Source organism: Desulfovibrio sp. (assembly GCF_019422935.1).
GTDB lineage: Bacteria > Desulfobacterota > Desulfovibrionia > Desulfovibrionales > Desulfovibrionaceae > Desulfovibrio.
This window is the reverse complement of record NZ_JAHZCJ010000001.1, coordinates 607,993-622,980: the sequence shown is the minus strand read 5'-3', so window position 1 is coordinate 622,980 and position 14,988 is coordinate 607,993. Positions and strand designations below refer to the sequence as shown.

The 14,988-nt window shown below is 53.0% G+C and carries 7 protein-coding genes; 1 reads left to right on the top strand and 6 read right to left on the bottom strand.

Annotation, left to right across the window (positions count from 1 at the left end):
• Positions 1-3: 3 nt before the first annotated feature.
• Positions 4-11,478: a PLxRFG domain-containing protein gene (locus QZ383_RS02595; RefSeq protein WP_291442759.1), complete on the top strand. Its 11,475-nt coding sequence runs from the start codon at positions 4-6 to the stop codon at positions 11,476-11,478.
• Positions 11,479-11,614: 136 nt separating this feature from the next.
• On the opposite strand, the gene QZ383_RS02590 is transcribed toward QZ383_RS02595, so the two are convergent.
• The 6 genes from QZ383_RS02590 to QZ383_RS02565 form a co-directional block, all read right to left on the bottom strand.
• Positions 11,615-11,998: a hypothetical protein gene (locus QZ383_RS02590; RefSeq protein ID WP_291442756.1), complete on the bottom strand. Its 384-nt coding sequence runs from the start codon at positions 11,996-11,998 to the stop codon at positions 11,615-11,617.
• Positions 11,999-12,068: 70 nt separating this feature from the next.
• Positions 12,069-12,740, bottom strand: coding sequence for a hypothetical protein (locus QZ383_RS02585; protein ID WP_291442754.1), 672 nt, complete (start codon positions 12,738-12,740; stop codon positions 12,069-12,071).
• 229 nt (positions 12,741-12,969) lie between these two features.
• Positions 12,970-13,242: a hypothetical protein gene (locus tag QZ383_RS02580; RefSeq protein WP_291442752.1), complete on the bottom strand. Its 273-nt coding sequence runs from the start codon at positions 13,240-13,242 to the stop codon at positions 12,970-12,972.
• 1 nt (position 13,243) lies between these two features.
• A complete protein-coding gene (locus QZ383_RS02575; RefSeq protein ID WP_291442749.1) occupies positions 13,244-13,495 on the bottom strand; it encodes a hypothetical protein in 252 nt (83 codons plus the stop codon).
• A 304-nt stretch (positions 13,496-13,799) separates the two neighbouring features.
• A complete protein-coding gene (locus tag QZ383_RS02570) occupies positions 13,800-14,048 on the bottom strand; it encodes a hypothetical protein (RefSeq protein ID WP_291442747.1) in 249 nt (82 codons plus the stop codon).
• Positions 14,049-14,162: 114 nt separating this feature from the next.
• A complete protein-coding gene (locus QZ383_RS02565; protein ID WP_291442745.1) occupies positions 14,163-14,981 on the bottom strand; it encodes an HNH endonuclease in 819 nt (272 codons plus the stop codon).
• Positions 14,982-14,988: the final 7 nt, after the last annotated feature.

Genomic DNA, 14,988 nt, shown 5'->3' with positions numbered 1-14,988 from the left:
ACCATGCCAAAGAAATCAGCACCAAGGCCCACTAATACGAATACCGGGGACTACCTGCTTAATTTTGATAATGTAGACTTCTCTCAATTCGGCGGCCAGCAGGAACAGCCTCAGCAAGAAGAACCCGGCTTTTTGAGCAAGGTCGGCAGTTCCGCGCAGGCCATTGCCGAAGGTGTGACCATGCTGCCTGGCCAGATGGCTGATACGCTCAGGGATGCCTACCATGGCGGCGATGTGGATGTTTCCGACACAGACGCTATTCGTGAGCGCCAGGCACGCGAGCAGGAACGCGCAAACTACGGTAAGAAATATGAGGGAAAAGCCTTTGAAGGCGTGACAGATGCCATGAATTCCATGGGCTATTCCCTTGGGACCATGGGGGCGAGTCTCGGCGCTGCGGCCCTGGCCTCGCCTGCCGGGCCGGTTGCCGCTGGCGCAGCAGGCATGGCCGCTTCTGGAGCTATGGCTTACAGGGCAACCAAGCAGCAGTTCTTGCAGCAAATGCTTGGTGAAACAGAAAAGGTTCTGGGCCGCCTGCCAACACAGGACGAGTGGGACAAAATCGCCACAGAGTTTGACGGCGAAGCAACCCGCTATGGTGCGTGGGAAGCTGGCCCAGAAGCACTGAGCAATCTTTTCATGGCAAAGATTCTTGGGCCGCTGGGGAAAGGCCTTTTGCGGGGAAGCTTGGGCCAGGGCATCAAGAGGGTCGGCGGCCTGTACGGCGAGGAACTTGCCACAGAAACAGTAACCCAGTTGGGGCAGGGTCAAGAAGAGGCCAATGTCGGTCTGCGCGACAGCGCGCCAGGGGTGTTGGAAGCGTTCAAGGAGATCGGCCCCGCTACTTTCTGGCAGACAACGCTCATGGCTGGCGGCAAGAAAGGCGCAGATATGCTTGCCAACCGCCTGCGCGCACGTTCGCAGCAGGTGGAAAATAACGCTGACCAGACGCAGGGGTCTGGTGCGGCAGGACAGGCGAACCAACCCGCTCTGCCAATGGCACAGGGGATATTGGCCTTGCCGCAGGGCAATGGTTCCATACCCATGGGTAGCACGGATACGGGCCGGGGGACTATTGCCGCAGGCGTTGTAGCTGGCCAGCAGCCAAAGCCTTTTGTCAGTGACGCAGATCATGCCGACACTGAGGCCTTTGTGCGTGCCTTTGAAGAACGTGAACGGCAGCAGGACGATGAAGCAGCCCTTATCGAATACGGGCAGCGTCAGGCGCGTTCACCCGCTCAGCTTGCGCTTGACCAGGGCGAAAACGTCGACCTGCTTTCGCTCCCACAGGGCAATGCGGCTATGGCCATGGGCACTGAAGAAACCGGGCGCGCGCCTATTGCCCCGCCAACTGACTATGCAGGTCAGCCCATTGCAACCCCGTATACGCCTCGCCCTGCCCTCCCTGAACAAACTTCCCAATCTGCCGGAATTGGACAGTGGGCGGGCGGGCGCTCGCAGCTTGCCTACGGGCCGAAGTCTGAGCCGCAGATGATGCAGGGCTTGGGCATCATGCCGCAGCAGAGCGCGCCAGTTCAGCCCCAGGCAATGCCAACCTCAGCGCAGATCAGCAACACCCAAGCCGCTCCCCGCTCGGACACAACGGCCGCAGCTAATTCCCTTGGCATGCCCGCGCCGCAGGCTGTTCCACAGGAGGCCATGGCCCCGCAAAAGCCGCAGGCCTTGCCCGCTATCGTGCAGGGGTTGACCGCTGCGCCTGCTCAACCAGCACCGACTCCAACGATACAGGATCCAGTGCGAGCAATACAGCCCGAACAGGGGCCAGCGAGTGCACCAGCACCTCAAAATGGCAACAATTGGCGTGCCATTGGAAAGAACAGTCGAGGACAGGAAGTGAGCGAAGACAGGAACGGTGTTCGCTCGTATGTTGATGGCGGCATGCGTATTTCGCAGAGCGTTGGTATTATACCCGACCACGGAATATCGTTTGATGCTCCTGAGGCGCTGTATAAGAACGGAAAGAGTGAATACCTAACCAATGACGAGGTAAAAACGCTTTCTGGCTCCACCGGCAGCGCTGAAAACAAAAAGCCAAGTAGGCTCGAACTTATTCGCCAGCTTCCTAAAGAAGTGCAAGCTGAAGCCCGCAAACTTCCAAACTCCAAGTTGTTGGAGCGCGTGCGCCAGCTTTCGCAGACCACTACGACTTCCGAAGATCAGCCCGGCGTGGTAGAATCCAGCCATGCCAACGAGGACGAACATGCCGAAGCAAACGAAGGAAGAACGAGCAGAAATGAAGGAAAAGCTGAATCAGGTATACGCAACCCTGACGAAGCCTCTGGAAACCAAGTTATTGGATCACATGAAGAAGTACACGCCGAACCAGCTAAAGGAATGGCTGACGGACGACGGGCCGAAGGCGCTCTCGGACTTCATTCAGGAACAGGTATCGAACGTGGAAAGCACGCGGGACGAGACGGCGCAGAAGCTGATCGAAAAGGGAATGAGCGAGGCCGAAGCGTGGCCGACGGCACGCGAAGTGGCGATGCAGGACTTTTGGCCGACAGCGGAGCCGGGGCGCGAGGGGTAAAAGATTATCGCATTTCCCCCGATGACCACATCGGAGAAGGTGGAAAGGTCGCCAAATTCAACGACAACCTTTCTGCCATTCGCACGCTCAAGGAAATTGAGCAGTCTGGCCGCCCAGCTACCGAAGACGAACAGAAAACCCTTGCCCGCTATATTGGCTGGGGCGGCATGCCTGAAATGTTTGCCGAAGGCGGCAAGGCTGACCCTGCGCTGACCCGCAGACGAGCCGAACTGCGCGAGCTTCTTTCGCCAAAAGAGTTTGAAGAATCGCGCAGATCCACTACCAACGCTCACTACACATCTCCGCAAATAATCACGGCAATGTGGGATGCCATCAAGCGCATGAGCTTCAAGGGCGGCAAAGTCCTTGAGCCTTCTATGGGCGTTGGCAATTTCATTGGCTTGATGCCCGATGACGTTTACAAAAAGTCCCACGTCACCGGTATTGAGCTTGATGGCATTACCGCGCGGATCGCAAAGCAGCTTTATCCAAAGCAGACCATTCTTTCGCAGGGATTTGAAACCGCCAAGCTGCGCGATGGCAACTTTGACCTGGCCATATCCAATGTGCCTTTCGGTGACTACAAACTGCACGACACCCGCTACGCGAAGCACAATCTCTTCATCCACGACTATTTCATCACTCGCGCGCTCGACCTTGTGCGCCCGGGCGGCGTGGTAGCCTTTATCACCACTTCCGGCTCACTGAACAGCGGGCGCTCAATGAATATGCGCCAGTTGGCCGCCGACAAGGCGCGCCTGCTCGGCGCGATTCGGCTGCCTGGCACATCATTCAGCAAGAATGCCCTCACGGACGTGACAACGGATATCCTGTTTTTGCAGCGCCTTGGTGAAGGCGAGACCAACACCAGCCCAGCATGGAAGGATGTTGTTGATACCGACGTTGTTTCTGAGAAGACGGGCAAGCATCTGCGGAACAATGAATACTATTCTGCGCACCCAGAAATGATGCTGGGGCAGCTGGCAGACGATAAGCTCTACCCTGGCAGGACGGCGCTTAAGGATGACGGCAGGGACATGCCGGCCGCTTTGGGTGGCGCGCTGAAAAAGCTCCCAGAGGGTGTATTTTCAAGTGAAGGTCTACGCCATGAAGATCAGAAAGCAACGGCCAATGTGCAAATGCAGGACGCCAAAGAGGGCCAGCTGCTGCTGGATGGCAAAGGCAGCATCGTTCAGGTATCTGACGGCGAACTGAAGCCATATGCTGCTGACGGGAAGAAAGCTGCGCGTATTGCCGGGATGATAGGGGTTCGTGATGCCCTGCGTTCAAACCTGCGGGCGCAGATGAACGGAAATGAAGACAGCATTGCGCATTCTCGCAAGGCTCTCAACGACGCCTACGACTCATTTGTGAGGCAGCACGGCTTTTTGAATGACAATGCCAACCGCCTGGCTATGTCTGAAGACCCAGACTTCCCTCTCTTGCAAGCCCTGGAAAACAACTACACCAAGGGCAAAAACGGTGCTCAGTCCACGGCTGAAAAGGCCGACATCTTCGCGCGTCGGACAATCGCTGAACCCAAGATCATTGAGCATGCCGAGACGCCGCAGGATGCCCTGCACGCCCAGCTTGCGGATATAGGCCACGTTGACATTCCAGGCATTGCGAAGATGACGGGCCTTTCTGAGCAAGCAGTTATTGACGATTTGCACGGAACCATCTTTCAGAACCCCAAGGGAAACCAGTGGGAAACTGCCGACGACTATCTCTCGGGCAACGTCCGCAAAAAACTTGCCGAGGCAAAGAGGGCCGCCGAAAAGGACGAGAAGTTCAAGGAAAACGTTAATGCTCTTGAGGCGGTACAGCCGCAGGATGTTCCACCGCATGACATCCGCGTTGACCTTGGCGCCGGGTGGGTTCCCTCGACACGGGTTGAAGAGTTTGCGGCAAAAATCCTTGGCATAACGTCTTCCGACGTATCTGCACGCTATTCAAAGGAACTGGCGCAGTGGTCGCTGAACGTCAAAAAAAGCGGCCTTAGCAATGAGTACGGCACGCCAGAGCGCAGCGCCCTGGAACTGCTTAATGACTCCCTCAACCTGAAACAGACAAAAATTCTGATCGACACGTCTGATGGCGTGATCGTGAACAAGGAAGCCACCATTGCCGCCCGCGAGGCGCAACGCAAATTGCGTGAAGAATTCTCGCGCTGGATTCTGGAGGATGAAAAGCGCGCCGCTGAATTGGCCCGCATTTACAACGACACTTACAATGCCATGCGCCTTTATGAGGCTGATGGCTCGCACCTTGTATTGCCCGGCATTGCCGACACTATAGAAGGGAAACCATTTGCCCTGCGCCCGCACCAGAAAAGTGCCGTTTGGAGGATTATCCAGAAGGGCAATACGCTGGTAGCCCACGCGGTGGGTGCTGGCAAAACGTATGAAATGATTGCCGCTGGCATGGAAATGAAGCGCCTTGGGATGATCAACAAGCCGCTTTACGTCGTTCCCAACCACATGCTTGAGCAGTGGTCGCGCGAGTTTTTGCAGGCCTACCCTGCTGCCAATATCCTCGTTGCATCCAAGGCTGACCTGCAAAAAGATAAGCGCCGCAAGTTTGTGAGCCGTATAGCAACCGGCAATTGGGACGCCGTGGTCATGACCCACTCATCATATGGCCGCATCCCCATTTCTGTGGAGCGGAAAGAAAAGCACATCCGCGACCAGATTGAGCAGTATGAATCTGCCCTGCGCGCCGAGAACGAAGAAAAGAAAGCTGGGCGCGGGCGTTCTGAAAACAGGCTTGTTAAGCAACTTGAAAAGCAGAAGATGCGCCTTGAAGAAAAACTTCGCACGCTGCTTGAAGACGGAAAAAATGCCAAAGATAACCAGGTGAATTTTGAAGAACTTGGCGTGGACTTCATGTTTGTCGATGAGGCCCATAACTTCAAGAACCTGAGCTACGTCACTCGGATGCAGCGCATTGCCGGTCTGCCCAATAGTCATTCCCAGCGCGCTGAGGACATGCTTCTGAAGACGCAGTACCTCGACGAACTGCACCCTGGCAGGAGCCTTGTGTTTGCCACCGGCACGCCAATCTCCAATACCGTGGCCGAAATGTACACCATGACCAGGTATGTAGCTCCGCATCTGCTGCGCGAATCCGGCCTTGAAATGTTTGATTCTTGGGCGCGCCAGTTTGGCCGCACTGTCACCGGCATGGAAATATCGCCGGATGGCCGGAACTTCCGCGAAAATACCCGCTTCTCGCGTTTCACAAACGTGCCGGAACTTTTGACCATGTTCCGTAGCTTTGCCGACGTGAAGACCAAGGAAGACCTCGACCTGCCGCTTCCTGACCTCAAGGGCGGCAAGCCTGAAGTTGTGTCTGTAAAGCCGTCCGAATCCCTCACGAATTATGTCGATGAACTTGTGGCCAGGGCTGAGAAGATACGTGGCGGTTCTGTTGACCCGCGCAAAGACAACATGCTCAAGGTCACAAGCGAGGGGCGTCTTGCTGCCCTGGACATGCGCCTGATTGACGACACGCTCCCTGCTGACCCCAATGGCAAGGTAGCGCGCGCGACTGACAACATCTACGACATCTGGAAATCCACATCGAAGGACAGACTCGCCCAGATGGTTTTCTGCGACCTCTCTGTGCCATCAAAGCAGAGGGCCAAAGGCCCGAAGGAGGCAGAAAACCAAGATCAGGACGGCGAAGCCGCCAAGCCTGAGGCAAGTCCTGATGATTTGCTGGCTGCCGCATCTCGCGGGTCATTCAGCGTCTACGACGAGATCAAGAACAACCTCGTCGACATGGGTGTTCCAGCAGACGAAATTGCCTTTATCCATGACTTCAACGGTGACAAGGCAAAGGCCCAGCTTTTCAAAAACGTGCGCGCTGGAAAGGTGCGTGTGCTCCTCGGTTCGACCGCCAAGATGGGTGAGGGAACTAACGTGCAGGAACGGCTCGTGGCTCTGCACCATCTTGACGCCCCCTGGAAACCCTCAGCTGTTGAACAGCGTGAAGGGCGAATTCTGCGCCAGGGCAACAAGAACAGCGAGGTGCAGATATTCACCTATGTGACCGAAAACAGCTTTGATGCCTACATGTGGCAGCTTCTGGAATCGAAAGCGCGCTTTGTGTCCACCTCCATGCGGAATGGCGTTACCGAGCGCGATATGGACGACATCAGCGTTACCGAGCTTACCGCAGCGGAAGCCAAGGCCGCTGCCACTGGCGACAAACGCATTCTTGAAAAGGTCGGTCTGGACAACACCATTTCCAGATTGAGCGTGCTGAAGCGTGAATTTGATCGCAACCAGTGGGCCAAAGGGCGTGAGGTAGCCGAAGCCAAATCACGTCTCACCGCCCTAACAAGCGCGCTTGCGGCAGAAAAGAAGGACTCAGCCCTAGCGGCAACGCTGACCGGGAAGAACTTTGCGCTTACCCTGCGCGGCAAGAGATACACCAAAGCTACAGATGCAGCCGCGGCTATAGTCGGCATTGTGTCTGACAAGAGTATCCCCAGCGGCGCAGTCATCGGCAAGGCTGGCGGCTTCGATATTACCATGTGGCGTAAGGCAACGGGCTACGGATTTTCCCTGTCTGGAGAATCATCGTTCAGCACCGGCGACACAACATCATCCGAAGGAGCCGTGACGCGCATCGTCAAGGGAGCCTCGCCAGAGAACAGCGCCAGCAGGATTGCGGCAACCGAAGAGGCCATTGCCAAAACAAACCGCAGGCTTGATGGGGCAACAAAGTGGCTTACGAACAACAAATCTTTCGACAGGCAAGAAGAACTGGATGCGGCCATAACCAGAAGCCAGGAGCTCGATGACGAGCTTGGCCTGTCTGCATCCAAGGATGCCAGCGTAATCAGCAATGAAGCAGACAGCGACAATGATCTTATGGCCTCAAAGGTGAACCCTGGCGAATACCTTCCTTCCGTTGATGGGAAAAAGGGCATGCGTCTCGAAGATGTGCAGGCCGTTGCTGACAAGATCGGGAAGGTGACAAAAAATGCGGCAGCGTCGCGTGTCGTGCAAGGTTTTGACGAACTGCCATATTCGATCAGGGAGCGTTATTCGGACGCTAAAAACAGCGTCGAGGGCGTTTTTGACCCGCGCTCAGGCGTGGTCTGGATGGTTGCCGACAACCTGAGTGATCCAAGGCGCGCGGCTGAGGTGTGGGCCCATGAACAGATTGTTCACCATGGACTGCGCGGGCTGCTCCCGGCTGACGTCAGGAAGCGGGTGCTCAACCAGCTTTGGCTTGGCACTGGTGGCATGAAGAATGCCATGGTGAAGGACATCGCCAGCAGATACGGCTTATCTCCAACCAGCCGCTTGCAGGATCGGCAAACGGTAATGGAAGAAGTGATCGCGGCTCTGGCCGAGAAGAGGGGGCAGGGACTTCTTGAACGCGCCGAGGGTAATCTTTGGCGCAGGGTTGTTGCCGCCCTGGGCCGCGCATGGAATAGCATCGTTCGCGCTGTCTCTGGACGCGAAGGTTCTATGAAGCTGAACAACATTGACGCCATGCTCTCCGCACTGGGCCGTCATGTGATTGATGGACAAACCTCTGCGGTGCGGAAGGACGTAGACGATCTTGCCTATGCATCAAAATCTGACCCAGGCGAACAGATCCAGAACGACATTGATGCATGGAACTCGCAACTTGACGGCATAGCATCGGGAGAAACTAATCCGCGCGCGATACTTACTGTGGGGCATACGCCTGACGTTCTCCGCAAGCTTGGAGCACCTGCGCTCAATATGACCATGACACAGGCCGTCCTCAAGAAAATTGGAACCGATGGAAAGCATGGATTGCCAGATGATCTTGTGCGCCGCCTGCCCGCCCTGCTTGCAGAACCGGTCATGGTATTTCGGTCAGCGACTCAGGCTGACAGTCTGGTTTCCTTGGTGGAAAGCGTGCATGAGGGGATGCCTGTGCTTGCAGCAATTCATTTGGACGTGCAGCGCGGGACCATTTCCATCAACGAGGTTTCAAGCGTGTATGGCAAGTCTAATGGCGGTCTTGGATGGGTCAAAAACGAAATTCAGGCTGGGCGTAGGCTGTATGCGGATAAAACAAAAATTCCCGCTTGGTTGCGGGAAATACAAGAGGTCGGGGGAAGCCGACGCATGTCCGGGCTCCAATTGCCCGGGGCCTTCGTTCTTCCGTCCGACCCTCGTGGAATAAAAATACTCACTGAGAAGGATGTCGTCAAGTCTGCTGTATCTGCTGACACCAAGCCTCTAGCTTCTCTTTCCGTGCAGGACATTCTTAATCTGGGGGGAGCCAGTGCCACAAAGATTGCTGACGCTCCTGAGATCCACCATATGTTCAGGAAGGATGACCTCAGCCTCGTGCAAAGTGTATTCAACCTGCCACACTGGATTGCCAAAAAAGCGCCGGCCTTTGCCAAAATCTATGAACGGCAGTTGCAACGCTTGGATGAACGGTCATCTGCTCTCAAGCAGAGCCTTGAATCTGTCCCGAGTATTTTCGGCAAGGACAGGCTCAAGCCTGCCGACATGGACAGTCTGAAAAAGTTACTTTGGGAGAATGAGGGCCGCGACGCATGGCAGATTGACTCTTCCGGCGTTGACAAGTTTGTCACCAAGGAAACTCTGGCCAACGGGCGAGAACTCATTTCTGTGAACCCTGAATTTTATCGGGAGTACAAGAAATGGCTCGGCGGCCTGGAAGGCACAAAGGCTGCCAAGGACGCTATGCTCGAAATCCGTAAGAGTCTTGATGAGGACTTGGTGCGGGCCCATAACCGCATGGCTGGCATGTCTGAAATGAGCGACGACGCTATCAGGGAATTCCGGCAAAGCATTGGTCATGTGCCGAACTACTTCCCCCACCACCGCTATGGGAACTATTTCATACAAGCCAAAGTGGGGAAGGATGTCGTGTTCAGGCAACACTTCGACGCTGCAAACGAAACTCTCGCCAAAAGGAAGGCCGCGCAAATTGCCGCCGAGCAGAAGAAAAACTATCCAGACGCGGCCTGGATGGATGGAAAGAATGACCGCCTGCCGGATGACATTCTTGGCGCACCGATTGACTCGGAGGCCATGGAACAAATCATCCGTGCGGCAACATCGAAGATTGCGGACAAGGAGCGCGCTGCCGAAATCAATGAATTGCTCACGTCTGGTGTAGCCGACGTGCTCAAGGCGCGGGGCTGGGGCGCGCATGGCATCCAGCGAAAGGGAGTGCCTGGCTTTGAGCGTGAGGACATTACGCGGGTACTTTATGACTACAAGTCTGGTCTGAATGGCTGGCTGACAAAAATGGAGGCCGCAAAGGATTTTAGCGAGGCGTTGTCGGGCATTGATGCGCGGCGCACGCCGAATCTTTGGAAGTACACTGCCCAATACGTCAAGGACATGCTACGCAACTCTGACCGTGTGGACAGGATCACCGGGAATATCAAGTCTGTTGCCTTTGCTTGGTACCTTGGCGGCTCGATCAAAACGGCGTTTGTAAACGCCACTCAGAACCTTGTGGTGGGTGTTCCGCGCTTGCAGATGGATGTAACCGGCGGCGGCCGCCTCTGGCTCGATGGCGCGCAAAAAGCAATCATTGACCGGGTGACAGGCAGCAAGGGTAAAGGTCTTTCGGACGAAGAAGCAAAGCTCGTGCACGAACTTTACGGCGAAAGCGTGATCACCGACGCTTTCATGGAAGAAGTGCGCGGACATTTGCAGGGCTTCACAGGTGCGACGCTCTGGAACAAGTTCACCAAGGTATTGGGCCTGCCCATGAGCGAAGTAGAACGTTTCAACAGAGCCAGTTTGGCATTGGCTGCCTTCCGCGCTGCCCGGAGCGGAAAGCTCAAGCAGCAGGCAAAAGAGAAGTATGGCGTCAGGGGCGAACAGGCGAATTATGACCAGGCGAAAGAATTTGCCACGGATGTGGTGCGCGACGCTCACTTCGTCTACGGCAAGTCAAACTTGCCAGAGTTCATGCGCAGCAACACCGCTGGGCGCTCAATGGCTTCGCTCTATACGTTCCGCACGTTCACGCACAATATGATTGCCATGTGGTCTTGGGCCTTGGGGACGCAAGGCAAAGAAGGTGCGGCCTTTGTAGCGAAAAGCCTGGGGGCCACAATGGCCCTTGGTGGCGTAACCGCTTTGCCCTTCTATGCAACCATTATGGCCCTGTGTCAGGCGGCCACTGGCGACGATGATGACTGGACGGAAAAGCTGCGCTCCTGGCTGCCCAATAACAACCTACTGCGTGATGCGGTTTGTTACGGTACGCCTGCTATGGCCGGGGTGAACATAGGCGGCTCGCTCAAAATGGAAACGCCAATCACAAACGGTCTTGCCAAGGGCAAGACGCCTAAGGATGTGCTTACCCAGAGCATTGGGGACATAATCGGCATCCCCTACGATTTGCTGATTGAAAAGCCCTCCAAGATGATTGAGGCCCACAGCAAAGGAAATACCTGGAGAATGATCGAGGAGGCTATGCCTGTTGCCTTCAAGAGCGGCATGCAGGCTTGGCGGCTTTACACCCAGGGGCAAACAACCATGTCGGGGCGGCCAATAAATGACCCTGGCACACATGGCGCGCGCAAACTTTCGTCAAGCGAGGCCATAGGCAAGATGCTGGGCTTCCAGCCTGTCAGCAGCACAAAGAGCTATGACGCCTATGCCGCCTCGCAGCATTCAAAGCAGGTGCGCGACGACAAGCTTGATGAGCTTACTGCATTGGCGTTGAAGACGTTTGATACAGGAGACCCGGCGGGTAGGAAGGAAATGCTCAAGGAGCTTAAGGATTGGAATACCCGCATGCAGGAAGAAAGGAAGCCCAGCATGCTTATTGCCCCTAAGGATGTGATCCGCAGGGTAAAAGCGCGCAGGCGTGAGAACAGGCCCACGCCAAAGAACCTGCGGGAAAAGGCGAGGCTGCAGGAGGCATGGAACTGACGAGGAATTTTTTGCGACTCCCGATTGTATAGGTCTTCTTTAACTGGATAAGGCTGGGGTCCTCCAGCCTTATCCATGGCTGGCCGTTCTATCCTGGCTAAAAGTATAGCGCCAATCCTCCATCAACTGTTTTTAATCAATTTCTTTCGAACCCGCTTCCAAGCTCTGCAAATTCTTCAGCCGTTGGCGGGACAATTTTATACCATTTTACAGTGAATACTTTAAACCTTGCTTCATCAGGAGAAGAATATTTCCCATTTTCGGGAAACCCGTCCCCAGGCTTTCCACCTTGGTTGATAACAAGTGATGTTAACGGTGGAAGGTCATTTTCTTCACAATAAACAGCAATATGGCCCAATGGATGTGCGAGAACAGTAGCCCCATCAAACCCAAGGATATTTGCAAGCTCGCCATAGGTCATGAGTTGTTTATTAACGGCCTTGGAGACCAATATCTGCCATATTTGGACAGCTCTCCATGGCCAATGCCTTTTATCCTCATCATCAAAGTAGTTAATCATGCATCCCCCCAAATTAATATTATTTTTGTGATGATTCCTCGACCCAATAACTGGTCTACTTTAGGTAAAGTTACCCACCAATTGAAACACCACTCGTTGGCTTATTCCTTTCTTCAATTTCACGGCGCTGGGCAGAGGATTTCCCATCAGGGGTTCTGTCATTCGCCACCGTACAGAGCGGATCAAGAAACCCATCTGTGAATTGGGCATTTGCGTCTTTACAAGTCACCCAGTCTGAACGCTTTCCTAATAAATTATCAAGTCGAGCGAAGAATAGCTGATAGATAGCTGGGCGTGTCGTCATATTTTGCATTGCTGGAGAGGTGACGGCTGTCGTGGACATCCCACCGTTCGATGTGGGCACCGCCATTGCTGTAACACTTGAGGCCTGGCCTGAGTGTCTCGCCATAACCTTTGTTCCATCCCCGTCTGGTGTGACTTCAACGATCCAGGTGTCAGTCCCCATTGCTGCGGAAATCACAAGATAAATCATCCAATTCCGTTGAGCTTGGATAGCCGTCGGTGAATGGCTCACGGTATAATCATCATCGGCAAGACTGAATATCCTGGCCGAGGCAAGCAGGACCTCTTCTGGCTTTTTATCAGGATAGCTACGGGTAATCATCGCCATTTGCCGGGTTCGCTCTGCGGCGATTTCTTCTGGCGTCATTGGTTTTTGAGGGGCGCAGCCAGCACAAAGAATAAAGGCAATGGTGATCGTGAAAAAAACGACCTTCTGCATATTTCCCCCAGATTGATTATGTACACTAAGCCAAATGTTTCAGCCTTCTCCCAACTGTGAGGCAAACGCCTCACGCTCTACCCTACTCGATTTTCATGCATACCAATTCTCAAATATCGGCTCAACCCAGCGACGGAATAGGGGAAAAGAAAAGCCCCCGATGGCGGGGGCAGGTGGGTTGAAAAAAGGGCCGCACAGGGCGGCCCCAAGAACAAAGATTATGATTAGATTACCCTATCCAGCCGAATCCCTTAGCCATTAGACCAGCTAGGCCTAAGGCAACAGCTATCAAGGCTCCAAATGTCAGACGGAAGTCTGTTCTTGCATCCTTTCTGAATTCCCTGAAGTCTGCTTTAATTTCCGAAATATCAGACTTCACATGAGACATGTCACTTTCAAGGCGTGCTATTCGTGCTTCCATATTTCCACCCCCTGAATCTCCGCCATCAATTCCGTCATATGAGATGGCTTCTCGCTCTCCAGAGAATTGTAAAACGGCCATTTTAGGAATCTGCCTTAAGCGAAGATAGTATCTTTTTAGCCAGTGAAATAGCAAGTTTGTTTGATATCGCTATGTTGGCTACGGGTTTAAATTTAGTTACGATTTCTTCTCCATCAATACCTTCCCATGAGGGTATGCCCTGCACAAAAGTCAGGAGCGTGAAATCTTCAGTAGTTCCTACGGCATGACCGGTGGCAAGGACTGCCAAAGGAGTATCAATTTCGTCATTTTTTGACCCATCGTGATTACTCAACTCTGCCACCTCCTAAAAAAAACGTCCAATTTCGCAGTGAGCACACCATTCAAATAGCAACGAGTGCCGATGAACGCAAGTCTTTATGAATCAAAGCTGAAGACCCCGGCCTTTTCTTTTCCCCCGCCCTCCTTATCCTTTCTGTATGCCAACCCTCTTTGACCCAGTCGTATACCTTGCTACCCATGGGGCACATGCCGCGCACCATTCAGCAACTTGTGGCCGCCGGGCGCGTGCGGGTTGAGGGTCGGAAGTTCAAGAAGGTGGAATAGAAAAAGCCGCCCATTTCTGAGCGGCCCAATGGCTACTTCTTTGACTTGGACGGGTCTTTTGTCCCGGCCTTGCCCGTATAGGGGTTTGTGTTCCCCTTGGTCGAATAGTTGTCGCTCTTGGTCTTATTCGGGGCCGTGCGCTTGTGCGAGGTCACATATGTGCCGGATTTTTTGGTATAGCCCTTAACGCTTGTTGATCCCTTGGCGCTGGCATCGGTGGCAATCAGGCACGGGGCAAAGGCCAGAGAAAATGCAATCAGGGCTAAAAGCAATTTTTTCATAAATCCCTCCCTTTTCTCTGGCCTATCACTCCATAAATTCCGGCTCAACCAAGCGCAAAAATAAGAAAAAAAAGCCCAACCGGCTTGCCCCCCGGTCGATTATAAACACAAATCTTATTTATGATTATTTATTATTTCAGATAGTTCGTCGAGTGTATACGGAGGTGTCCTTTTATGAGCAATAAAATGACACGTTGGACATAAGCTTATAAGGTCATCCATTGTTGTTTTTACTTTTTTAATCAGTGGCTTTAAATGATGTACTTGCAAAATATGGTTACCATTTACTGTAATACTTAAACCACAAGATCGACATGCATAGCCGTCCCTTGCTTTGACAGGTTCAATGAATCTTCTAGTGCGGCTCTTCTTATTTGTAGTAATTTCTTTTGCAATACCCTCAAGTACAAAATCATCAACGTTTGAAATTATAGCCTCATTGCCAATTACAGAATAAATAATAGCTTCTAATCGCTCAAATACCTCTATCCTTGGAGTATCTTGTGCAATCAAGTATCCCTTATTGACCTTGTTAAATCTTTTGCCAGAGTGTAGCTCTTCTTGCTGACATTTTATGGCTTTAACTTTTTCACTCGGTATTTCAAGCAAAGGGATATTTTTACTTTTGTAAGTCTTCAAATTTTCCTTTCTTGAAGGAGTATCAAGATACCAAGTAATTGTTCCATCATCGTTGAATAAAATTCTGCATAAAAAAAGCTCAAGTAAATATTTATTCCTATTAAAGATAGTGAGATAAAAATTTTTCCCGCCCCACTCTAATAGAAAACGCAAATAAAAATTATCTCCGAAGTCAACAGATTTGATACAGTCGTGGTAAGTGTCTGATGTGAATTTTTCACACTGTTTTTTCTCAATCAGATAATCAAAAAAATCAGCTACAAATTTCCTGATATTTTTTTCTAATTTATTCATCCAACCC

Bases quoted from the DNA above. Each gene is read 5' to 3' on its own strand.
- QZ383_RS02595 (WP_291442759.1), top strand. From the start codon at position 4: ATGCCAAAGAAATCAGCACCAAGGCCCACTAATACGAATACCGGGGAC.
- QZ383_RS02590 (WP_291442756.1), bottom strand. From the start codon at position 11,998: ATGATTAACTACTTTGATGATGAGGATAAAAGGCATTGGCCATGGAGA.
- QZ383_RS02585 (WP_291442754.1), bottom strand. From the start codon at position 12,740: ATGCAGAAGGTCGTTTTTTTCACGATCACCATTGCCTTTATTCTTTGT.
- QZ383_RS02580 (WP_291442752.1), bottom strand. From the start codon at position 13,242: ATGGCCGTTTTACAATTCTCTGGAGAGCGAGAAGCCATCTCATATGAC.
- QZ383_RS02570 (WP_291442747.1), bottom strand. From the start codon at position 14,048: ATGAAAAAATTGCTTTTAGCCCTGATTGCATTTTCTCTGGCCTTTGCC.
- QZ383_RS02565 (WP_291442745.1), bottom strand. From the start codon at position 14,981: ATGAATAAATTAGAAAAAAATATCAGGAAATTTGTAGCTGATTTTTTT.